The following is a 21,783-nucleotide window of genomic DNA, read 5'->3' as shown; positions in this document are numbered from 1 at the left end:
ACGGGGCGCCCACCAGCGAGCCAGAAGGAATCAGATGACCCGCGTGATCGCCGGCACGGCCGGCGGACGCCGCCTGGCCGTCCCGCCGGGCAACGGCACCCGCCCCACCTCCGACCGGGCGCGCGAGGGCCTCTTCTCCACCTGGCAGGCCCTGCACGGCACGCTCGACGGGACGCGCGTCCTCGATCTCTACGCGGGCTCGGGGGCCGTCGGCCTGGAGGCGCTCTCCCGCGGCGCCGGACACACCCTGCTGGTCGAGGCGGACGCCAGGGCCGCGCGCACCATCCGGGAGAACGTGAAGGCGGTCGGTCTGCCGGGCGCCGAGGTCAGAGCGGGCAAAGCGGCCCAGATCGTCCGCTCCGGCACCCCCACCATCCCGTACGACCTGGTCTTTCTCGACCCTCCGTACGCCGTCACCGACGACGATCTTCGGGAGATCCTGCTCACACTCCGCTCGGAAAGCTGGCTCACGGACGACGCGCTCGTCACCGTTGAACGCAGTACAAGAGGCGGAGAATTCGGCTGGCCCGAGGGTTTCGAACCCCTCAGGTCCCGTCGCTACGGCGAAGGGACGTTTTGGTACGGTCGCGCCGCCTCTACGTGCGACGACTCAGTGATCGCGCCATGACCGGACCGGAGAGCGAGGGACTCACGTTGCGCCGCGCCGTCTGTCCGGGGTCATTCGACCCCATCACCAATGGACACCTCGACATCATCGCCCGCGCTTCCAAGCTGTACGACGTGGTGCACGTCGCGGTGATGATCAATCAGTCGAAGAAGGGCCTGTTCGAGATCGAGGAGCGGATCGAGCTGATCCGCGCGGTCACCGCCGACTTCGGCAACGTCGAGGTCGAGTCCTTCCACGGCCTCCTCGTCGACTTCTGCAAGCAGCGCGACATCCCGGCCATCGTCAAGGGCCTGCGCGCGGTCAGCGACTTCGACTACGAACTCCAGATGGCCCAGATGAACAACGGACTCTCGGGCGTCGAGACCCTGTTCGTGCCGACGAACCCCACCTACAGCTTCCTGTCCTCCTCGTTGGTCAAGGAGGTCGCGGCCTGGGGCGGCGACGTCGCCCACCTGCTGCCGCCGCTGGTCCACGAGGCCCTGACCGAACGCCTGGGCAAGAAGTGACCCACTGACGGCTCGTCACCCGGTGTCGGGCGGGCGCCCCATGGCCTTACAGTCGTCCCGTCCGTCTCACAACCAGCGGTAGAGAGTGGCGAGCACACGGTGGACGTGCAGAAGAAGATCGACGAGATCGTCGAGGCGATCGGCAGCGCCCGGTCCATGCCCATGTCGGCCTCGTGCGTGGTCAACCGCGCCGATCTGCTCTCGATGCTCGAAGAGGTGCGCCAGGCGCTGCCCGGCTCCCTCGCGCAGGCCCAGGAGCTCATCGGGGGCCGCGAGCAGCTGGTCGAGCAGGCCCGCCAGGAGGCGGAGCGGATCATCGAGACCGCGCACGCCGAGCGCGGCTCGCTGATCTCCGACACGGAGGTCGCCCGCCGCTCCCAGGGCGAGGGCGAGCGCATCCTCACCGAGGCCCGCCAGGCCGCCGAGGAGGTCCGCGTCGAGGCCGACGACTACGTGGACAGCAAGCTCGCCAACTTCGAGGTCGTCCTCACCAAGACCCTCGGTTCCGTCGGCCGCGGCCGCGAGAAGCTCCTCGGCACCGGACCCGGCCTGGACGAGCAGGGGTACGAGGACGAGGACGCCCCCGAGCGCAGCCACGACCCCGAGACGCTGCGCCGCGACGCCGACGCGTACGTCGACGCCAAGCTCGGCGCCTTCGAGGCGGTCCTCGCCAAGACCCTGGAGGCGGTCGGCAAGGGCCGCCAGACCCTGCACGGCCGCGCCCCCGCCGACGAGCTCGGCACCCTCGGCGAGGCCGGCGGCGCCCAGGGCCACACCACCGACGCGGAATACCTGGCGGACCTCGCGGGCCCCGCTGCCGCCGCCCAGCCCGCCTCGCAGCCCCAGGACCAGGCCCCACCGGTCCCGGCGGCGCCCCCGGCCCAGCAGCCCTACCCGCCCCAGCAGCAGCCCGATCCGTACGGGTATCAGCAGCAGGACCAGTACGCGTACCAGCAGCAGGCGTACGGCCAGCAGGATCCGTACGCCGTGTACCAGCAGCAGGACCAGTACGCCTACCAGCAGCAGGGCTATCAGCAGCCGGGGCAGCAGGGCTACGAGCAGGCCGCGCAGCAGGGCTACGACCAGGCGGGCCGGCAGGGCTACGAGCAGCCTCGGTACGAGGCGCCCGCGGCGCTGGAGGAGACCAGCCTCTTCGACACGACCATGATCAGTGCCGAGCAGCTGCGCCAGTACGAGCAGGGCCGCTGAGGGGCGCTTCGGGGTCGGATTGGGCCGAGAGCGAATGGTCCAGTATCCTGGCTCTTCGGTCGCGCATACGTCCGCGACCCGGGCTGCCCACCCGAGCGGTGTTCTCACCGCTTCAGTGCGGCGGCCCCTCGTATGAACTTCCAGGATTCGAAAGCAGGAAAAGCCCTGAGCACGCGCCTCGACCACCGAAACCCCCTCGTGTTCGACACACACGAGCTGGGTCGGCGTCCTGGTGCGCAGCAGCGGCTGACCCGTGAGATCGAAGCGCCGGGTTCGCCGGGCGCCTTCGGCATCGAAGGGGTCATCGGAGTGCCGCAGGGCGCGCCGGTCGAGCTGGAGATCCGCCTTGAGTCGGTCATGGAAGGGGTGCTTGTCACAGGCACCGCCCGTGCATCGGCCGAGGGGGAGTGCGTAAGGTGTCTGGAGCCGCTCGAGCTTGAGCTCGACGCGGACTTCCAGGAGATGTTCTCGTACCCTGACGCCGACGACCGGGGCCGCACCGCGGAACCGGCCGACGACGCCGAGGAAGACGAGGACAGGCTCTATCTCGAGGACGGCTTGTTCGACCTCGAGCCTGTGCTGCGTGATGCGGTGGTGCTCGCACTGCCGATGCAGCCGGTGTGCCAGGACGACTGTCAGGGCCTGTGCTCCGAATGTGGAGTGCGGCTCGCGGACGACCCGGACCACCACCACGAAGCCGTCGACATTCGTTGGGCGGCACTGCAAGGACTCGCCGGGACCATCCAGGACGGCGAGAAGGACGAGATGAGCGGCGGCGCGCCTCGATCAGCGCACGCCGACGAGAAGCAGGAGAAGTAGCCGTGGCTGTTCCGAAGCGGAAGATGTCGCGCAGCAACACGCGCCACCGCCGGTCGCAGTGGAAGGCTGCGGTCCCCACCCTGGTTTCGTGTGAGCGTTGCCAGGAGCCCAAGCAGCAGCACATCGCGTGCCCGAGCTGCGGCACCTACAACAAGCGCCAGGTCCTCGAGGTCTGAGCGGCTGGTGAGAGGCACCGTGTCTAGCCCCAAGAAGGCGGAAGACGCCAAGAAATTGGCGGAGACAACGGCCTCGTCCCACACGCTTCTGGAAGGGCGGCTCGGGTACAAGCTCGAGTCCGCCCTTCTGGTGCGTGCGCTGACCCACCGTTCGTACGCGTACGAGAACGGCGGTCTGCCGACGAATGAGCGGCTCGAGTTCCTCGGGGACTCCGTGCTCGGTCTCGTCGTCACGGACACGCTGTACACCACCCACCCCGACCTGCCCGAAGGCCAGCTGGCCAAGTTGCGGGCCGCGGTGGTCAATTCGCGTGCGCTGGCGGAGGTCAGCCGCGGCCTCGAACTCGGCTCCTTCATCCGGCTCGGCCGGGGCGAAGAGGGCACGGGAGGCCGGGACAAGGCATCCATCCTCGCCGACACCCTTGAAGCGGTGATCGGCGCGGTCTATCTGGACCAGGGTCTGGACGCGGCGGGTGAGCTGGTGCACCGGCTCTTCGACCCGCTGATCGAAAAGTCCTCGAACCTGGGTGCGGGCCTGGACTGGAAGACCAGTCTTCAGGAGCTCACCGCGATGGAGAGCCTCGGCGTGCCCGAGTACCTCGTCACGGAGAGCGGCCCGGACCACGAGAAGACCTTTACTGCTGCCGCCCGCGTCGGAGGCGTCTCGTACGGCACCGGCACCGGCCGCAGCAAGAAGGAAGCGGAGCAGCAGGCCGCGGAGTCCGCGTGGCGCGCGATTCGCGCGGCCGCGGACGAGCGGCTGAAGGCGGCGGAAGCCGCCGCCGCTGCTGTGCAGCCCGAGGGGACCGCCGACACCCCCTCGGCCTGACGGCCCGCCTATCCTTTGGTGCCGGTCGCCCCTGTTCGGGGGGCGACCGGCACCGCGCTTTTCCCTCGCACCCCTCACACCTCTCATCGCCCCGGAGCGGACATGCCCGAGCTGCCCGAAGTCGAAGTCGTACGGCGCGGTCTTGAGCGCTGGGTCAGTGGGCGGGTCGTCTCCGACGTGCAGGTGCTGCATCCGCGTGCCGTGCGGCGGCACGTCGCGGGCGGTGAGGACTTCGGGGCGCGGCTGAAGGGGCACAGGATCGGGCTCGCGCAGCGCCGCGGCAAGTATCTGTGGCTGCCGCTCGCCGACTCCGCGCAGTCCGTGCTCGCTCATCTCGGCATGAGCGGCCAGCTCCTGGTGCAGCCGCACGACGCCGACGACGAGAAGCACCTGCGGATCCGAGTCCGCTTCGACGATGCCCAGGGCACCGAGCTACGCTTCGTCGACCAGCGCACCTTCGGCGGTCTCTCGCTCCACGACAACACCGCCGACGGGCTGCCGGACGTCATCGCGCACATCGCCCGCGATCCGCTCGATGAGGCGTTCGACGACGCGGCGTTCCACCTCGCGCTGCGCGGGCGGCGCACCACGATCAAGCGGGCGCTGCTCGACCAGTCGTTGATCAGCGGCGTCGGCAACATCTACGCGGACGAGGCGCTGTGGCGGTCGCGGCTGCACTACGAGCGGCCCACCGGCACCTTCACGCGCCCACGCACGGCCGAACTCCTGGGCCACGTACGGGACGTGATGAACGCGGCCCTCGCGGTGGGAGGCACCAGCTTCGACAGCCTCTACGTCAACGTGAACGGCGAATCGGGCTATTTCGACCGGTCGTTGGACGCCTACGGCCGCGAGGACGAGCCCTGCCGCAGGTGCGGGACCGCGATCCGCAGGCGCCCCTGGATGAACCGGTCCAGCTATTTCTGCCCGCGCTGTCAGCGGCCGCCGCGCGCCTCGTCGTAACTCTCCTGCGCCTTGTGCACGTCGTCCTGCCTGCTCTGCACGAAGTCGATCAGGGTGAGCAGCCGTTCGGCGATCTCCCGTCCCAGCGGCGTCAGTTGATAGTCCACCCGGGGCGGGTTGGTGGGCTGCGCGTCGCGCCGCACCAGGCCGTCGCGCTCCAGCGCGTGCAGGGTCTGGGACAGCATCTTCTCGCTCACGCCGTCGACGCGGCGGCGCAGTTCGTTGAAGCGGAACGTGCCCTCGTGCAGGGCGCCGAGGGTGAGTGCGCCCCAGCGTCCCGTGACGTGTTCGAGCGTGGTCCGGGACGGGCACTGCTTGGCGAACACGTCGTAGGCGAGGTCCGTGGAGTCCATGAGGACACCCTACTCCCGCACAGCGCTGACTGACGGGTTGCGCTAACTGTGAGTTAGTGCTGGGTGGGCTCGCTCCCGAAGCCTCAGACGAAGCCTCAGAAGCCGAAGTCCTGCGTCCACCAGGGACCACCGGTGCCGAAGTGCACGCCGACGCCCATGGTCTTGTAGTCGCAGTTCAGGATGTTGGCGCGGTGGCCCGCGCTGTTCATCCAGGCGTCCATCACCGACTGGGCGTCGGCCTGGCCGCGGGCGATGTTCTCGCCGCCCAGGTCGGGAATGCCGGCCTTCTCGGCGCGGTCCCACGGGGTCGCGCCGTCCGGATCGGTGTGGGCGAAGAAGTCGCGTGCCGCCATGTCCGCGCTGAAGTCACCGGCCAGCTTCGCCAGCTTGCTGTCCGCGCGCACCGGACGGCAGCCCGCCTTCGCCCGCTCCTGATTGACCAGGGTGAGCACCGCGGCCTCGGCCGCGCTCTCGGCGGACGGCGACTGCACGCTCGGCGCGGGAGCATCGGGCTTCTCCCGCGGCGTACGCGACGGGCTCGGCGCCTTCTTCTTGTCGCTCTTGTCGTTCTTGTCGGCGTCGGGCTCCGGCGCCTTCGGCGTCGGCTTCTCGGCGCTCTTCCCCGGCGTCTTCGACGGCTCGGGGTCGGCCTTGGAGGGGGTGGGCGCGGGGGCCTCGGGCCGACCGGTGCCACGGCTGGGCGCGGACGCCTCGCCGCGCTCGGCGCTGCCGCCCGAACCGCCCTGGGTGTCGACCGCGGACGGCGAGCCCGCCGAGCGCACCTTGGCGGGCTCGTCGCCGCCCAGTTGGTAGCTGTCGCTGCCGGGCAGTACACCGGAGGCGACCGCTACGGCACCCATCGCGACGGCGGCGGAGACGCCGAGCAGGCCCGTGCGGACCGGCTTGAAGGCCCGGCCCCTGCGGCGGTGCGACACCGTCCCGGGGTGGTTCTCGGGGGTGGCGGCGGCCCGCCCAGCGCCGGAGCGTCGGTGGCGTCCCATCTCCTGGCCTTTCGTCCTTACGATCAACGTGACTCGCCCATACGGGTGAGGCTCATCGAATCCGGACTGTACGCGATGGCAGATGAGGGCGAAGTGCCTCCAGAGCAATTGGCCGGTTAGCGTGCAGCCATGAATGAAGAAGTGCGACTCACCGCCTGGGTGCGAGGACGCGTGCAGGCTGTGGGTTTCCGCTGGTTCACGCGGGCCAAGGCGCTGGAGATCGGCGGCCTGAGTGGTTTTGCTCTCAATCTGGACGACGGCCGTGTGCAAGTCGTCGCCGAGGGTCCCCGGGCCGGGTGCCAGACCCTGCTCGACTGGCTTCGCGAGGGCGACACACCCGGGCGGGTCGATGGGGTCACCGAGATCTGGGACACACCGCGTGGCATATACGACACCTTCGCCATCCGCTGACCGTGACCCGGGCGGACGCCTCCCGACGGGGTCCGCGTCTGCCCGTCGGGAGTGTCGTGGGCAGTTGCCTGAGGCAGAAAAGACCTGGTGGTTGCCAAGAATCGGTTGTCGTGGCAGGCTCCCCAGGTAAGGATGATCTCCACGCCCCCAGGGCCCCGAAGGAGAAGCAGCGCCGCCCGTTCCCGGGCCGCGCGCCCCCGGGCCGCCCGTCAATACGGGGCGTGATCGTGTTGACCGTCAAACTTTTTGGTGAGACTCTGGAATCCCCGCGCACCTTAGCTGTTTGGCATGTGAGAACGGCCAGCAAGACCAGCAAGTACAACGAGTGCCAAGCACCGCGGGTGCGATTCCCTCACGACCCACACCGCTTCGGTCGGTCACTCAGTGTGGAGGACCATCCATCATGGCAAAGGCGCTTCTCGGTTACGTCGGCGGCAGCGACCCGCGACTCCTCGCCGAGATGCGACGGCTCCAGCAGCGCGTCCAGGACCTGGAATCCGAGCTCGGCAGGATCCAGGCAGAGAACGACGCGCTCGCGGCTGCCGCTTCTCACGAATCGCTCCTGGAGAGCATCGACGTACCCCAGGCGGAGCCTGCGCTCACCTGACCACTGCTTGAACAGTGATTGCGAGATGCCCTCCAGCAAAGACGTCTCGTAAGCAACAAGTGGTCGGGCTGTTCGTGTCAGCCGCTTGTCTCCAGATCTGCAAGGGACGCTTCGGCGTCCCTTCTTTCTTGTTCTTTCCTGTACCGGCGTACGCTTCTTTCTTTACGTCTGATGTGCCCTGCACCTTCACGGGTGAAACGGTCAGTGAAAGGTAGAGTCCGACGGCGTGCATCTCAAGGCCCTGACTCTGCGCGGTTTCAAGTCCTTCGCGTCGGCCACGACGCTGAAGTTCGAGCCGGGCATCACCTGCGTCGTCGGACCCAACGGTTCCGGCAAGTCCAACGTCGTGGACGCGCTGAGCTGGGTCATGGGTGAGCAGGGCGCCAAGTCACTGCGCGGCGGCAAGATGGAAGACGTCATCTTCGCCGGTACGACGGGCCGCCCGCCCCTCGGCAGGGCCGAGGTGTCGCTCACCATCGACAACTCCGACGGCGCGCTCCCCATCGAGTACGCCGAAGTCACCATCACGCGGATCATGTTCCGCAACGGCGGCAGCGAGTACCAGCTCAACGGCGACACCTGCCGCCTCCTCGACATCCAGGAACTGCTCTCCGACTCCGGCATCGGCCGCGAGATGCACGTCATCGTCGGCCAGGGACAGCTGGACGGGGTGCTGCACGCCGACCCGATGGGGCGGCGCGCGTTCATCGAGGAGGCCGCGGGCGTCCTCAAGCACCGCAAGCGCAAAGAGAAGGCGCTGCGCAAGCTGGACGCGATGCAGGCCAACCTCGCCCGCGTACAGGACCTGACCGACGAGCTGCGGCGCCAGCTGAAACCGCTCGGCAGACAGGCCGCCGTGGCGCGCAGGGCCGCCGTCATCCAGGCCGACCTGCGCGACGTCCGCCTCCGGCTGCTCGCCGACGATCTCGTACGGCTGCGCGACGCGCTCAACGCCGAGGTCGCCGACGAGGCCGCGCTCAAGCAGCGCAAGGAGAGCGCCGAGGCCGCACTCAAGGGCGCCCTGCAGCACGAGGCGCAGCTGGAGGAGGAGGTGCGGCGCCTCACCCCGCGGCTGCAGCGCGCCCAGCAGACCTGGTACGACCTGTCGCAGCTGGCCGAGCGGGTGCGCGGCACCGTGTCGCTGGCCGACGCCCGGGTCAGGAGCGCCACCGCCGCGCCCCCCGAGGAGCGGCGCGGGCGCGACCCCGAGGACATGGAGCGCGAGGCCGCCCGGGTCAGGGAGCAGGAGGCCGAGCTGACGGCCGCGCTCGAAGCGGCCGAGCACGCCCTTGACGACACCGTCTCCCACCGGGCCGATCTGGAACGGGAGTTGGCGGTCGAGGAGCGCAGGCTCAAGGACGTGGCGCGGGCCATCGCCGACCGGCGCGAAGGGCTCGCCAGGCTCGGCGGGCAGGTCAACGCGGCGCGTTCGCGGGCCGCTTCCGCGCAGGCCGAGATCGACCGGCTCGCCCTCGCGCGCGACGAGGCCGCCGAGCGCGCGGCCGCCGCACAGGAGGAGTACGAGCAGCTCAAGGCCGAGGTCGACGGGCTCGACGCGGACGACACGGAGCTCGGCGAGCGGCACGACGCGGCGAAGCGGGACCTCGCCGACGCCGAGGCCGCACTCACCGTCGCGCGGGAGGCGGCCACCGCGGTGGAGCGCGAGCGGGCCGCCGTTGCCGCACGCCGCGAGGCGCTCGCGCTCGGCCTGCGCCGCAAGGACGGCACCGGCGCGCTGCTCACCGCGCGGGAACAACTGGCCGGGCTGCTCGGCCCGGCCGCCGAACTCCTCACCGTCGCCCCGGGGTTCGAGGTGCCGGTCGCCGCCGCGCTCGGCGCCGGTGCCGACGCGATCGCGGTGCGCGACCCCGGCACCGCGGCCGAGGCCATCCGCCTGCTGCGCAAACAGGACGCGGGGCGCGCCGCGCTGCTGCTCGGCGGCGCTCCCGACGACGTACGGCCACAGCGCCCCGAAGGGCCGCCGTACGCAGCCGACTTGGTGCGGGGCCCCGATGAGCTCATGCCCGCCGTGCGGCGGCTGCTGCGTGGCATCGTCGCCGTGGGGAGCCTGGAGGACGCCGAGGACCTCGTCTACGCGCATCCGGAGCTGACCGCCGTCACCGCCGAGGGCGACCTGCTCGGCGCGCACTTCGCACACGGCGGTTCCGCGGGCGCGCCGAGCCTGCTCGAAGTGCAGGCATCCGTCGACGAGGCGGCCGCCGAGCTCGAACAACTCGCGGCGCGGTGCGAGGAGTTGGCCAAGGCTCAGGAGGCTGCCACCGAGCGGCGTGCGGCGTGCGCCTCGCTCGTCGAGGAGCTGGGGGAGCGGCGCAGGGCCGCCGACCGCGAGAAGTCGACGTTCGCGCAGCAGCTCGGGCGGCTCGGGGGACAGGCGCGGGGCGCCGCGGGGGAGGCCGAGCGCGGCACCGCGGCCGCCGCCAAGGCGCAGGACGCCCTGGACCGGGCCGCCGAGGAGGCCGAGGAGCTGGCCGAACGCCTCGCCGTCGCACAGGAGGCGCCGGCCGACGAGGAGCCGGACACCTCGGTGCGCGATCGGCTCGCCGCCGACGGGGCCAACGCGCGCCAGACCGAGATGGAGGCCAGGCTCCAGGCGCGTACGCACGAGGAGCGGGTGAAGGGGCTCGCGGGCCGTGCCGACTCCCTGGACCGGGCCGCGCGCGCCGAACGCGAGGCACGCGCGCGTGCCGAGCAGCGCAAGGCGCGCCTGCGCCACGAGGCGGCCGTCGCCGAGGCCGTCGCGTCCGGTGGACGCCAGCTGCTCGCCCACGTCGAGGTCTCTCTCGTACGGGCGCAGGAGGAGCGCGCCGCCGCCGAGCGCGCCAAGGAGGTGCGCGAGCGCGATCTGGTCGCCGAGCGCAACCAGGGCCGCGAGCTCAAGTCCGAGCTCGACAAGCTGACGGATTCGGTCCACCGCGGCGAGGTACTCGGTGCCGAGAAGCGGCTGCGGATCGAGCAGCTGGAGGCCAAGGCGCTGGAGGAACTTGGTGTGGAACCCGCGGGGCTCGTGGCCGACTACGGCCCCGATCAGCCCGTGCCGCCCTCGCCCGTCGCCGAGGGCGAGGAGCTGCCGGACGACCACCCCGAGCGGCCGCGCCACGAGCCGGTGCCCTTCGTCCGCGCCGAGCAGGAGAAGCGGCTCAAGTCGGCCGAACGGGCGTACCAGCAGCTCGGAAAGGTGAACCCGCTGGCCCTTGAGGAGTTCGCGGCGCTGGAGGAGCGGCACAAGTTCCTGAGCGAGCAGCTGGAAGACCTGAAGAAGACGCGGACCGATCTCCTCCAGGTGGTGAAGGAGGTCGACGAGCGCGTCGAGCAGGTCTTCAGCGAGGCGTACCACGACACGGCCCGGGAGTTCGAGGGCGTCTTCTCGCGGCTCTTCCCCGGCGGCGAGGGGCGGCTGATCCTGACCGATCCCGACAACATGCTCGCCACCGGCGTCGACGTCGAGGCGCGTCCGCCGGGCAAGAAGGTCAAGCGGCTCTCGCTGCTCTCCGGCGGTGAGCGGTCGCTGACGGCCGTGGCGCTGCTCGTCTCGATCTTCAAGGCACGGCCGAGCCCGTTCTACGTGATGGACGAGGTCGAGGCCGCGCTCGACGACACCAATCTGCAGCGGCTCATCCGCATCATGCAGGAGCTCCAGGAAGCCTCGCAGCTCATCGTGATCACGCACCAGAAGCGCACGATGGAGGTCGCGGACGCGTTGTACGGCGTCTCGATGCAGGGCGACGGCGTCTCCAAGGTGATCAGCCAGAGGCTCCGCTAGCCGGTCCGGCGCGCCCCCCTTCAAGAGTTCAAGACTTGAACATATGTAGCCTCACGCTGTCCTTAAATTCACAGCAGCCCACCTATTGACTTCGAAACTTGAAGACATAGTCTCTGCAACGTTGCTTTTAACTTCAGGTGGTGGGCGGCGTGAAGTTGTGCGCCACTTGAAGAGCTCGCCCCCACCCCCGGCAACGCAGCCGGTGGCCCGAGGAGTACACGTGACCAGCACAGCGCAGGCGCCAGGATCCGGAGCCAGGCAGGCCCAGCCGGACCATCTCGGCCATGTCATCTTCATTACGGCGGCCGCCGCGATGGGTGGCTTCCTCTTCGGCTACGACAGTTCGGTGATCAACGGCGCGACGGTCGCCATCCAGCACCGCTTCGACGTCGACGCCAACATGCTCGGCTGGATCATCGCCACCGCACTGCTCGGCTGTGCCGTCGGCGCCGCGATCGCCGGTCGCATCGCCGACCGCATCGGCCGCATCCGCTGCATGCAGATCGCCGCCGTACTCTTCGCGGCCAGCGCCGTCGGTTCGGCCCTGCCCTTCGCGGCCTGGGACCTGACGATGTGGCGGCTCATCGGCGGCATCGGCATCGGCATGGCCTCGGTGATCGGCCCGGCCTACATCGCCGAGGTCGCGCCGCCCGCCTACCGCGGCCGCCTCGCCTCCTTCCAGCAGGCCGCCATCGTCATCGGCATCGCCGTCTCCCAGCTGGTCAACTGGGGCATCCTGAACATGGCCGACGGCGACCAGCGCGGCAAGCTGATGGGCCTGGAGGCCTGGCAGTGGATGCTCGGCGTCATGGTCGTCCCGGCCCTCCTCTACGGCCTGCTGTCCTTCATCATCCCGGAGTCGCCGCGCTTCCTGATCACGGTCGGCCGTAACGCCGAGGCCAAGAAGGTGCTCGGCGAGGTCGAGGGCACCGACATCGACCTGGACGCGCGCGTCGCCGAGATCGAGGCGGGCCTGCACCGTGAGCACAAGCCCTCCTTCAAGGACCTGCTCGGCAAGGTCGGCTTCCTGCCGATCGTGTGGATCGGCATCGGGCTCTCGGTCTTCCAGCAGCTCGTCGGCATCAACGTGATCTTCTACTACTCGAACCAGCTGTGGCAGTCGATCGGCAAGGACCCGTCCAGCTCGTTCCTGTACTCGTTCGAGACGTCGATCGTGAACATCGTCGGTACGGTCATCGCGATGATCTTCGTCGACCGGATCGGCCGCAAGCCGCTGGCCATCATCGGTTCCGCGGGCATGGCGGCGGCGCTCTTCACCATGGCGTGGGCGTTCTCGTACCGGACGGGATCCGGTGACAGCGTCTCGCTGCCCAACGCGCAGGGCCTGACCGCGATCATCGCCGCCAACGCCTTCGTGCTCTTCTTCGCCCTCTCGTGGGGCGTGGTGGTCTGGGTGCTGCTCGGCGAGATCTTCCCCAACCGGATCCGCGCCGCGGCGCTCGGCGTGGCCGCGTCCGCCCAGTGGCTCGCCAACTTCGCGATCACCAAGACCTTCCCGAGCATGTCCGAGTGGTCGCTGACCGGCTCGTACATCATCTACGGCGCCTTCGCCGCCATCTCGATCCCCTTCGTCATGAAGTTCGTCAAGGAGACGAAGGGCAAGGCCCTGGAGGAGATGGGCTAAACCCCGCTGCCCCCTCCTCATCAGGAAGCTGCCCCGGCTCAGGACTCGTTGCTACTTGTCCTTGAGCCGGGGCAGTACGTTTTCGCAGAAGTGGTGCAGGCTGCGCCAGCCCTCGTCGACCGGCATGCCCCCGGAGAGCGGGTGCAGGACCAGGCTGCCGGTGTCGCCCTTCGCGTACGTCACGCACTCCTCGGGCGTCAGGATCCGGTAGACGCCCTCGGCGCGCAGCTCCTCGACCGTCGTGGCCGCCGACTTCACCGCCGAGCGGATGTCCTTGTTCTGCCAGGAGGCGTAGGTGCGCGCCTCGTGCAGGAAGTGCTTGCCGTGCTCGGCCCAGGCCCGGTCGGGGTCGTCGGCGATGTGCAGGAGCGGGGTCTCGGCGGCGGGCATCATCGTCCAGCCCTCGGTGCCGTGCTCCGCGAGCTGTTCGTTGTAGTACGCCTCGAGGTCGGGCAGGTGCGCGCTCGGGAAGAACGGCAGGCCGAACCGGGCCGCGCGCCGGGCCGCCGCCTTCGAGGAGCCGCCGACCAGGAGCATCGGGTGGGGCTGGGTGAAGGGGCGCGGGGTGATGCGCACGGTGCGGCCGCGGAAGGTGAAGGGCTCGCCCGTCCAGGCCGCCAGGAGCGTCTCCAGGAGCTCGTCCTGGAGCTTGCCGCGCCGCTTCCACTCGACGCCCGACTGTTCGTACTCCTCGGGCCGGTAGCCGATGCCCGCCACGGTGACGAGGCGGCCGCCGCTGAGCAGGTCGAGCACGGCGATGTCCTCGGCCAGGCGCAACGGGTCGTGCAGCGGGCCGATGATCGCGGAGACCGTCACCGCGATGCGCCGGGTCGCGCCGAAGACCGCGCCCGCGAAGGCGAAGGGAGAGGGCAGCCAGTTGTTCTCGGCGCCGTGGTGCTCCTCGGTCTGGACGGTGGAGATGCCGCGGTCGTCCGCGTACGCGGCCATCTCCAGGGCGGCCTGATAGCGCTCGCTCAGCGAGGCGGGCGTCGCGGCGGGATCGACGAGATTGAAGCGTACGACTGTGACGGGCATGGAAGACGTCCCCCTTCACCGAGCGTGGGCGGGCGAAGGGGGACGCTAGTTGACGCCACATCAGATGGGTAGCCTCGTACGGAAGTTGGACGCCGCCGTACGCAAGTTGGCGCGGATCGGGTCGCTCCGAGGCCAGCGGATCGGGTCGCTCCGAGGTCAGGCGGAGACCAGCTCGGTCTCGCCCTCGCCCTTGCCGTCCGTGGATGCCGCGTCCCTCTCGACGAGCGGGGTCTTCGGCAGGACCGCGTACAGCACGGCGGCGATGACGATCGTGGCCAGCCAGCCCAGGCCGTGACGGCCGATCCAGGACGTGGCCAGCGGCCCGCTGAACCAGTCGACCTTGGTGAAGAGCAGGCCCACCACCAGGGCGATCGCCCACGCCGTCATGGCCTGCCAGGCGAAGCCCGCCCGGTACCAGTAGGCGCTGGTGCGCTTGGTGTCCATCAGGGCCTCGCCGTCGTACGTCTTGCGGCGCAGCATGTCGATGCCGAAGACGCCGATCCAGGCGGAGAAGGCGACCGCGAGCAGGGTGAGGAAGGAGATGAACGAGCCCATGAAGCTCGTCGCCACGTTCATCAGGATGTAGCCGAAGATCAGGCTGATGACGGCGTTCACGCTGACCGCCCACGCGCGCGGGACCTTGATGCCGAGCGTCATCGCGGTGAAGCCCGCGGAGTACATCGACATCGAGTTGATCAGCAGCATGCCGATCAGGGCCATCAGCAGGTACGGCACCGCGATCCACATCGGGAGCAGCTCGCCGAGGAAGGAGACCGGGTCCTGCGCCGAGGACAGCTTCGGGTCGGAGACGGCCATGACCGCGCCCATCAGGACCATCGGGACGACCACGATGCCCGCGCCGCCGATGGCGTGGCCGATGAGCGGCTTGTTCGACGCGGCGCGCGGGAGGTAGCGGGTGAAGTCGGGGCCCGTGGGAACCCAGCTGATGCCGCCGGCGGCGATCGTGCCGACGCCCGCGACCATCATCGCCGTGGAGCCCGCGGGCTTGTCGAAGACGGCCGACCAGTCGGTCTCGGCGAGCAGGTAGACCAGCACGAGCACGCTGAACGCGCCGAAGGCGTACGTCGACCAGGTGCTGCAGATGTGCAGGATCTTGCGGCCGAGACCACTGATCAGGAACGTGCAGGAGACGAAGGCGACCAGCGTGACGACGGTCAGCCAGGTGCTCGACTCCACGCCGAAGCAGATGTTCAGGACCGTGAGGATCGCGTACGCGCCCGTGACCGCGTTGATGGTCTCCCAGCCCCAGCGGGCGACCCAGATCAGCGCGCCGGGGAAGAGGTTGCCGCGCTGGCCGAAGACCGCGCGCGAGAGCGTCATGCCCGGCGAGCCGCCGCGCTTGCCCGCGATGGAGATCAGACCGACCATGCCGTAGCTGAGCAGGGGCGAGACGAGCGCGACGACCAGGACCTGCCAGAAGTTCAGGCCGTTGGACACGATCAGGCCCGCGCCCATGGTGAGCAGCAGGACGCTGATGTTGGCCGCGACCCAGGTGGGGAACAGTTCGCGGGTCTTGCCCGTGCGCTCGGCGTCCGGGACGGGTTCAAGGCCGCGCGTCTCGAGGGCGCCTTCGGATTCGGCGGTGGTGCTCATGGGGGTGGGTCCGTGCCTCTCGCTCGGCTCGCAACGTCGCGATCCGTCGGTGGGGTTGATCGCGATGGACTCTACGCGCGTTGATGCGGCGAGCTCCATCGTACTTTAGTCCGAGTAACGCCCTCCCGAGGCTTATGTTCTTTGGAGGAACACACAATCTGGGCCTCCGCCGGAGCCATGGCCGATACTGGGAGCGTTATGGAAATCGTCATCCTTGCTGTAGTCATCGCCGTGGTCGTGATCGGCGCGCTCGGCGGGCTCGTGATCGGCAGCCGCAAGAAGAAGCAGCTGCCCCCGCAGGCCCCGTCCGGTACGCCCACCATCACCGCCCCTTCCGCCGAGCCTCAGGTCGGCGACGAGGCCGAGACGCCGCGCGACGAACCGCGCCGCACGATCGAGGAGGTGGAACTCCCGCTCGTCGATCCTTCGGCTTCCGCCCCGGTCGTCGAGGAGCCGGTCACCGAACCGGCCGCGCCGGAGATCGAGACCCCCGAGCCCACCGCCGGACGTCTGGTCCGGCTCCGCGCCCGGCTCTCCCGCTCGCAGAACGCGCTCGGCAAGGGGCTGCTCACGCTGCTGTCCCGCGAGCACCTCGACGAGGACACCTGGGAGGAGATCGAGGACACGCTCCTCACCGCCGACGTCGGCGTCGCCCCCACCCAGGAGCTCGTGGAGCGCCTGCGCGAGCGCGTGCGCGTGCTCGGCACCCGTACGCCGGACGAGCTGCGCACGCTGCTGCGCGAGGAGCTCATCGCGCTGCTCGGTACGGGCGAGGGCGCCGACTTCGACCGCGTGGTCAAGACCGAGTCGGGCCTGGAGACCCCGGGCATCGTGATGGTCGTCGGCGTCAACGGCACCGGCAAGACCACCACCACGGGCAAGCTCGCGCGCGTGCTCGTCGCCGACGGCAAGTCCGTGGTCCTCGGCGCCGCCGACACCTTCCGCGCCGCCGCCGCCGACCAGCTGCAGACCTGGGGCGAGCGCGTCGGCGCCCGCACCGTCCGCGGCCCCGAGGGCGGCGACCCCGCCTCGATCGCCTTCGACGCGGTCAAGGAGGGCATCGCGGACGGCGCGGACGTCGTCCTCATCGACACCGCGGGCCGGCTGCACACCAAGACCGGCCTGATGGACGAGCTCGGCAAGGTCAAGCGGGTCGTCGAGAAGCACGCCCCGCTGGACGAGGTCCTTCTCGTGCTCGACGCCACGACCGGTCAGAACGGCCTGGTGCAGGCGCGGGTCTTCGCCGAGGTCGTCGACATCACGGGCATCGTCCTGACCAAGCTCGACGGCACCGCCAAGGGCGGCATCGTCGTCGCCGTCCAGCGCGAACTGGGCGTCCCGGTCAAGCTCGTGGGCCTCGGCGAGGGCGCGGACGACCTGGCGCCGTTCGAGCCCGAGGCGTTCGTGGACGCGCTCATCGGGGAGTAGGAGCGCCGCCACGTATACGAAGAGGGCCCCTCGCATGGTGCAGATGCGAGGGGCCCTCTTCGTATGCGTGATGCGTGGGCGGCGCTACGCGGGGGACCGGTGTGCCACGTACGCCAAGGTCCCCAGGAGCAGCCGCGCCTGTGGTGGGTTCGTCGCGGTGTCGAGGGCGGGGGAGCGGAGCCACCGGACCGGGCCGAGGCCGCCGCGGTCGGAGGGCGGCGCCGTGATGTGGTCGCCGGGGCCCAGGCCGTGCAGGTCGAGGGCCGCGTCGTCCCAGCCCATGCGGTAGAGCAGCTGGGGGAGTTCGGTGGCGGCGCCGGGGGCGACGAAGAACTGCGCCCGGCCGTCCGGCGTGACCGTCACGGGACCCAGCGGAAGGCCCATCCGCTCAAGGCGCACGAGCGCCCGCCGCCCGGCGGTCTCCGCCACCTCGATCGCGTCGAAGGCGCGCCCCACGGGCAGCAGCACCGAGGCGCCGGGGAACTGGGCCCAGGTGTCCGTCACTTCGTCGAGCGTGGCCCCCGCGGGGACCTCGGGGGCGAAGTCGAGCGGGTGGGCGCCGGGGGCCGCGCATGCGGCGGCGCCGCACGAGCAGGCGCCGTCGAGCGCCCGGGCGCCGGGCACCGCGGTCCATCCCCACAGGCCGGTGTACTCCGCCACCGTGGTGCGGTCCGACGCGCGAGCGCGTCGCCGTGATCCGGTCCGGGGCTTGTCGGTTCCCCGGATGCCGCCGATCGTGAAGCCCATGCCCCCTCCAACGGGTCGAACGCACCGCGGTTACGTGACGGAATCGGATCGTGACCCTCTGCTTTCGCGACGGCGCCCGGTGGTCTCACGGGTGGTGCGCCCGGTGTCATGCGCCCCGGCGCACTCCGCTCCGCCCACTTTCTGTCGTCCCCTGTCAAGTGAATCGCTTGTAGCGGCAGGGGAGTTCATTCGAAGGGGTGGCGAATGGTGGCGTTTCCGTAATCGCCCTCGCCGGAGGGGTGATCGTAGGATTACTTTCAGTGCACGGCCCCGGGAGTTCGAGCACCCGTGGGTATGCCGGAGGCAAGTCGGTTTCCTGTTCGATGGGTGACATTCACCGGACGGACGGCCGTAAGTAGCGGCATTCTGTTAGGGCTTGGCGTGGACGATGCGCGGCCGATGGGCAGTGCACAGGCGTGGACAGCGCGGCGCGGACAGCGCACAGATGTCTTGAAGGATGGGGGCGTTCCAGTGGGCGGCAATGGCGGAGGCGGTATGAACGCTGAGAAGCGCCCCAATGAGATGCTCACATCCTGGTTCGTGCGCAGCGGCTGGTCGAAGGGCGAGCTCGCGCGCCAAGTCAACCGCAGGGCGCGGCAGTTGGGTGCCCATCACATCTCGACGGACACCTCGCGGGTGCGCCGCTGGCTCGACGGCGAGAACCCGCGCGAGCCGATCCCGCGCATCCTGTCCGAACTGTTCTCCGAGCGGTTCGGCTGCGTCGTCGCCGTCGAGGACCTGGGGCTGCGCGCCGCGCACCGCACGCCCGCCTCCTCCGGGGTCGACCTGCCCTGGACGGGGCCGCAGACCGTCGCACTCATCAGCGAGTTCTCGCGCAGCGACCTGATGCTGGCGCGCCGGGGCTTCCTCGGCACCTCGCTCGCGCTCTCCGCGGGCCCCGCCCTGATCGAGCCCATGCAGCGCTGGCTGGTGCCCACCCCGTCGACGCCGCCCGAGGATCCCGAGCCCGCCGCCGTGTCGCGCCGCCCGGCCCGGCTCTCCAAGCCCGAACTGGACCTGCTCGAATCCACCACGGTGATGTTCCGCCAGTGGGACGCCCAATGCGGGGGAGGGCTCCGGCGCAAGGCCGTCGTCGGTCAACTGCACGAAGTGACGGACCTGTTGCAGGAGCCCCAGCCCGAAGCCACATCCCGTCGCCTGTTCAAGGTCGCGGGCGAACTGGCCGAACTTGCCGGCTGGATGAGCTACGACGTGGGCCTGCAGCCCACCGCCCAGAAGTACTTCGTCCTCGCCCTGCACGCCGCCAAGGAAGCGGGCGAGAAGTCCCTCGGTTCGTACATCCTTTCCAGCATGAGCCGCCAGATGATCCACCTCGGGCGGCCCGACGACGCCCTGGAACTCATCCACCTCGCGCAGTACGGCAGCCGTGACTGCGCGAGCCCGCGCACCCAGGCGATGCTGTATGCGATGGAGGCCCGCGCCTACGCCAGCATGGGCCAGCCGGGCAAGTGCAAGCGGGCCGTGCGGATGGCCGAGGACACCTTCGCCGACGCCCTGGAGTTCGACGAGCCCGAGCCGGACTGGATCCGCTTCTTCTCCGAGGCCGAGCTGAACGGCGAGAACGCCCACTCGTACCGCGACCTGGCCTACGTGGCGGGCCGCAGCCCGACGTACGCCTCGCTCGCCGAACCCGTCATGGACCGTGCCGTCGAGCTCTTCGGCAAGGACGTCGAGCACCAGCGTTCGTACGCCCTGAACCTCATCGGCAAGGCCACCGTCCACCTGCTCCAGCGCGAGCCCGAGCAGAGCACGGTGCTCGCGGGGCAGGCCCTGGACATCGCCAAGAAGGTCCGCTCGGAGCGGGTGAACACCCGGCTGCGCAAGACCGTCGACACGGCCGTGCGGGACTTCGGAGACGTCGGCGAGGTCCTGGAGATCACCGAGCGGCTCGCCATCGAGATGCCGGAGACCGCGGAGGCGGTCTGAGCACCGGCACGACCGGCTCCGGCCGCGGCAGCCATCCCGAACAGCCCGACTCGGCTCCCCCACGCCAGGTCAGTCGGATGGCCGCCGCGGCCGGTTCTCGTGCCGTGCGCAGGGTAGGAAATCCCGCCCCCGCCGACCCGGCAGTTCATGGCCGCGTAACACGCACGACCTCTTCGTCACTGCGGTGAAACACCGAGGCGCACGCGCCGAAACCGCGCTGGGCCAGTCTCTGGCCCACAACCGGCCCACCGCCCCGCCCCCACCGGGAGCAAGGGCCCTCGGTACCGCACAGGCTCAGTCCGCACGGGCCGCATACGACGACGAGGAGACGCCGATGCCCCCAGGCATCACGATCGCCGCAGACGCCCCCGCGCTGTCTGCCGCCAACACCGGGTTCATGCTCATCTGTTCCGCCCTGGTGATGCTGATGACGCCGGCCCTCGCCTTCTTCTACGGAGGCATGGTCCGCGTCAAGAGCACCCTCAACATGCTGATGATGAGCTTCATCAGCCTCGGGATCGTCACCATCCTGTGGGTCCTCTACGGCTTCTCCATCGCCTTCGGCACCGACCACGGCAGCCTCCTCGGGTGGCAGGGCGACTACGTCGGGCTGAGCGGCATCGGCCTCACCGAGCTCTGGGACGGCTACACCATCCCGGTCTACGTCTTCGCCGTCTTCCAGCTGATGTTCGCCGTTCTGACCCCCGCCCTGATCAGCGGCGCCCTCGCGGACCGCGTGAAGTTCACGGCCTGGGCGCTGTTCGTCGCCCTGTGGGCCACGATCGTGTACTTCCCCGTCGCCCACTGGGTGTGGGGCACCGGCGGCTGGGCCTTCGAGCTCGGCGTCATCGACTTCGCGGGCGGCACGGCCGTGCACATCAACGCCGGAGCCGCGGCCCTCGGCGTGATCCTCGTCATCGGCAAGCGCGTCGGCTTCAAGAAGGACCCGATGCGGCCGCACTCCCTGCCGCTCGTGATGCTCGGCGCGGGCCTGCTCTGGTTCGGCTGGTTCGGCTTCAACGCCGGATCCTGGCTCGGCAACGACGACGGCGTCGGCGCGCTCATGTTCCTCAACACGCAGGTCGCCACCGCGGGGGCGATGCTCGCCTGGCTCGCCTACGAGAAGATCCGCCACGGCGCGTTCACCACGCTCGGCGCCGCGTCCGGTGCCGTCGCGGGACTCGTCGCCATCACCCCGTCCGGCGGCTCCTGCTCGCCGCTCGGCGCGATCGCCATCGGCGCCATCGCGGGGCTGCTGTGCGCGATGGCCGTCGGCCTCAAGTTCAGGTTCGGATACGACGACTCCCTCGACGTCGTCGGCGTCCACATGGTCGGCGGTGTCGTCGGCTCGATCCTCGTCGGTTTCTTCGCCACCGGCGGCGGGCAGTCCGAGGCCCAGGGCCTCTTCTACGGAGGCGGCCTCGGCCAGTTGGGGAAGCAGCTCGCGGGCGTCGGCGCCGTCCTCGCGTACTCCCTGATCGCCTCCGCCGTCCTCGCCCTGCTCATCGACAAGACCATCGGGATGCGGGTCGGCGAGGACGAGGAGGTCGCGGGCATCGACCAGGTCCAGCACGCCGAGACGGCGTACGACTTCAGCGGCGCGGGCGGTGGCACCGCTCCCCGTACGGCAACGCTGCCGGGGCCCGGCGCGGACGGCGCACAGACGAAGAAGAACAAGAAGGTGGACGCATGAAGCTCATCACCGCGGTCGTCAAGCCGCACCGGCTCGACGAGATCAAGGAAGCCCTCCAGGCCTTCGGCGTCCAGGGCCTTACCGTCACCGAGGCCAGCGGCTACGGACGCCAGCGCGGGCACACGGAGGTCTACCGCGGCGCGGAGTACACCGTCGACCTGGTGCCGAAGATCCGCATCGAGGTCCTCGTCGAGGACGACGACGCCGAACAACTCGTCGATGTCGTGGTCAAGGCCGCCCGTACCGGCAAGATCGGGGACGGCAAGGTGTGGAGCGTGCCGGTGGACACGGCGGTACGGGTACGGACGGGGGAGCGGGGGCCCGACGCGCTGTGAGCCGGTGAGGCGGGGCGTCGGGGCGGTGGGACCGGGCGGGGGTCGGGTGGGGTCGA

The 21,783-nt window shown here is 70.0% G+C and carries 20 protein-coding genes; 15 read left to right on the top strand and 5 right to left on the bottom strand.

All coding sequences use genetic code 11. From position 1 onward, the window contains the following. Nucleotides 1-34 precede the first annotated feature (34 nt). The 7 genes from rsmD to mutM all read left to right on the top strand — a co-directional run bounded on the left by rsmD (nucleotide 35) and on the right by mutM (nucleotide 5,130). Nucleotides 35-628 (top strand): 16S rRNA (guanine(966)-N(2))-methyltransferase RsmD, encoded by a 594-nt coding sequence (gene rsmD, locus CP970_RS12205; protein ID WP_055551075.1) that lies wholly within the window; start codon nucleotides 35-37, stop codon nucleotides 626-628. A 26-nt stretch (nucleotides 629-654) separates the two neighbouring features. Further along, on the top strand, nucleotides 655-1,134 hold the full coding sequence (gene coaD / locus CP970_RS12200; protein ID WP_191095048.1) for a pantetheine-phosphate adenylyltransferase: 480 nt from the start codon (nucleotides 655-657) through the stop codon (nucleotides 1,132-1,134). A gap of 99 nt (nucleotides 1,135-1,233) precedes the next feature. After that, nucleotides 1,234-2,343 carry a hypothetical protein gene (locus CP970_RS12195; protein ID WP_055551071.1) on the top strand — a complete coding sequence of 370 codons (1,110 nt, stop codon included), beginning with the start codon at nucleotides 1,234-1,236 and terminating at the stop codon, nucleotides 2,341-2,343. A gap of 132 nt (nucleotides 2,344-2,475) precedes the next feature. Beyond that, the gene (locus CP970_RS12190; protein WP_055551069.1) at nucleotides 2,476-3,162 is read left to right on the top strand and encodes a YceD family protein; all 687 of its coding nucleotides are present in this window, start codon (nucleotides 2,476-2,478) and stop codon (nucleotides 3,160-3,162) included. Between the two features lie 2 nt (nucleotides 3,163-3,164). Beyond that, the gene (gene rpmF / locus CP970_RS12185; RefSeq protein WP_026165248.1) at nucleotides 3,165-3,338 is read left to right on the top strand and encodes a 50S ribosomal protein L32; all 174 of its coding nucleotides are present in this window, start codon (nucleotides 3,165-3,167) and stop codon (nucleotides 3,336-3,338) included. Nucleotides 3,339-3,345: 7 nt separating this feature from the next. Continuing rightward, nucleotides 3,346-4,167, top strand: coding sequence for a ribonuclease III (gene rnc / locus CP970_RS12180; RefSeq protein ID WP_079043746.1), 822 nt, complete (start codon nucleotides 3,346-3,348; stop codon nucleotides 4,165-4,167). Between the two features lie 102 nt (nucleotides 4,168-4,269). Then, the gene (gene mutM / locus CP970_RS12175) at nucleotides 4,270-5,130 is read left to right on the top strand and encodes a bifunctional DNA-formamidopyrimidine glycosylase/DNA-(apurinic or apyrimidinic site) lyase (RefSeq protein WP_055551065.1); all 861 of its coding nucleotides are present in this window, start codon (nucleotides 4,270-4,272) and stop codon (nucleotides 5,128-5,130) included. Here mutM and CP970_RS12170 read toward each other — a convergent pair. Together CP970_RS12170 and CP970_RS12165 are read right to left on the bottom strand one after the other, a co-directional pair. Beyond that, complete coding sequence (locus tag CP970_RS12170) at nucleotides 5,103-5,483, bottom strand: winged helix-turn-helix transcriptional regulator (RefSeq protein ID WP_055551062.1); 381 nt, start codon at nucleotides 5,481-5,483, stop codon at nucleotides 5,103-5,105. The two genes, mutM and CP970_RS12170, sit on opposite strands and share 28 nt — an antisense overlap. A gap of 95 nt (nucleotides 5,484-5,578) precedes the next feature. Beyond that, on the bottom strand, nucleotides 5,579-6,484 hold the full coding sequence (locus CP970_RS12165) for a CAP domain-containing protein (protein WP_055551060.1): 906 nt from the start codon (nucleotides 6,482-6,484) through the stop codon (nucleotides 5,579-5,581). A gap of 129 nt (nucleotides 6,485-6,613) precedes the next feature. On the opposite strand from CP970_RS12165, the gene CP970_RS12160 reads away from it, so the two are divergent. The 4 genes from CP970_RS12160 (at nucleotide 6,614) to CP970_RS12145 (ending at nucleotide 12,928) form a co-directional block, all read left to right on the top strand. Further along, nucleotides 6,614-6,895, top strand: a complete 282-nt coding sequence (locus CP970_RS12160) for an acylphosphatase (protein ID WP_055551058.1) — start codon at nucleotides 6,614-6,616, stop codon at nucleotides 6,893-6,895. Nucleotides 6,896-7,298: 403 nt separating this feature from the next. After that, nucleotides 7,299-7,502: a hypothetical protein gene (locus tag CP970_RS12155; protein WP_055551056.1), complete on the top strand. Its 204-nt coding sequence runs from the start codon at nucleotides 7,299-7,301 to the stop codon at nucleotides 7,500-7,502. 226 nt (nucleotides 7,503-7,728) lie between these two features. Further along, nucleotides 7,729-11,283 carry a chromosome segregation protein SMC gene (gene smc, locus CP970_RS12150; protein WP_055551054.1) on the top strand — a complete coding sequence of 1,185 codons (3,555 nt, stop codon included), beginning with the start codon at nucleotides 7,729-7,731 and terminating at the stop codon, nucleotides 11,281-11,283. Between the two features lie 220 nt (nucleotides 11,284-11,503). Continuing rightward, entirely contained in the window at nucleotides 11,504-12,928 is a 1,425-nt protein-coding gene (locus CP970_RS12145) for a sugar porter family MFS transporter (RefSeq protein WP_055551052.1), read from the top strand. Between the two features lie 51 nt (nucleotides 12,929-12,979). Here CP970_RS12145 and CP970_RS12140 read toward each other — a convergent pair whose 3' ends face one another. Together CP970_RS12140 and CP970_RS12135 are read right to left on the bottom strand one after the other, a co-directional pair. Continuing rightward, nucleotides 12,980-13,963, bottom strand: a complete 984-nt coding sequence (locus tag CP970_RS12140) for an LLM class flavin-dependent oxidoreductase (protein WP_055551050.1) — start codon at nucleotides 13,961-13,963, stop codon at nucleotides 12,980-12,982. Between the two features lie 156 nt (nucleotides 13,964-14,119). After that, entirely contained in the window at nucleotides 14,120-15,577 is a 1,458-nt protein-coding gene (locus CP970_RS12135) for a purine-cytosine permease family protein (protein WP_055551048.1), read from the bottom strand. Between the two features lie 198 nt (nucleotides 15,578-15,775). Here CP970_RS12135 and ftsY point away from each other — a divergent pair, with 198 nt between their 5' ends. Beyond that, a complete protein-coding gene (ftsY, locus tag CP970_RS12130) occupies nucleotides 15,776-17,005 on the top strand; it encodes a signal recognition particle-docking protein FtsY (RefSeq protein WP_150493280.1) in 1,230 nt (409 codons plus the stop codon). An 84-nt stretch (nucleotides 17,006-17,089) separates the two neighbouring features. Here the strand turns inward: ftsY and CP970_RS12125 are convergent, their stop codons facing one another. Next, a complete protein-coding gene (locus tag CP970_RS12125; RefSeq protein WP_055547513.1) occupies nucleotides 17,090-17,752 on the bottom strand; it encodes a bifunctional DNA primase/polymerase in 663 nt (220 codons plus the stop codon). 471 nt (nucleotides 17,753-18,223) lie between these two features. Here CP970_RS12125 and nsdA point away from each other — a divergent pair, with 471 nt between their 5' ends. The 3 genes from nsdA (at nucleotide 18,224) to CP970_RS12110 (ending at nucleotide 21,727) form a co-directional block, all read left to right on the top strand. Then, complete coding sequence (gene nsdA / locus CP970_RS12120) at nucleotides 18,224-19,699, top strand: transcriptional repressor NsdA (protein ID WP_055547511.1); 1,476 nt, start codon at nucleotides 18,224-18,226, stop codon at nucleotides 19,697-19,699. A 334-nt stretch (nucleotides 19,700-20,033) separates the two neighbouring features. Further along, the gene (locus tag CP970_RS12115; RefSeq protein WP_150493278.1) at nucleotides 20,034-21,392 is read left to right on the top strand and encodes an ammonium transporter; all 1,359 of its coding nucleotides are present in this window, start codon (nucleotides 20,034-20,036) and stop codon (nucleotides 21,390-21,392) included. Further along, on the top strand, nucleotides 21,389-21,727 hold the full coding sequence (locus CP970_RS12110; RefSeq protein WP_150493276.1) for a P-II family nitrogen regulator: 339 nt from the start codon (nucleotides 21,389-21,391) through the stop codon (nucleotides 21,725-21,727). The genes CP970_RS12115 and CP970_RS12110 overlap by 4 nt, the downstream gene beginning before the upstream one ends. Nucleotides 21,728-21,783 lie beyond the last annotated feature (56 nt).

Source organism: Streptomyces kanamyceticus, assembly GCF_008704495.1.
GTDB lineage: Bacteria > Actinomycetota > Actinomycetes > Streptomycetales > Streptomycetaceae > Streptomyces > Streptomyces kanamyceticus.
This window is presented reverse-complemented; position numbering and strand designations above follow the sequence as displayed.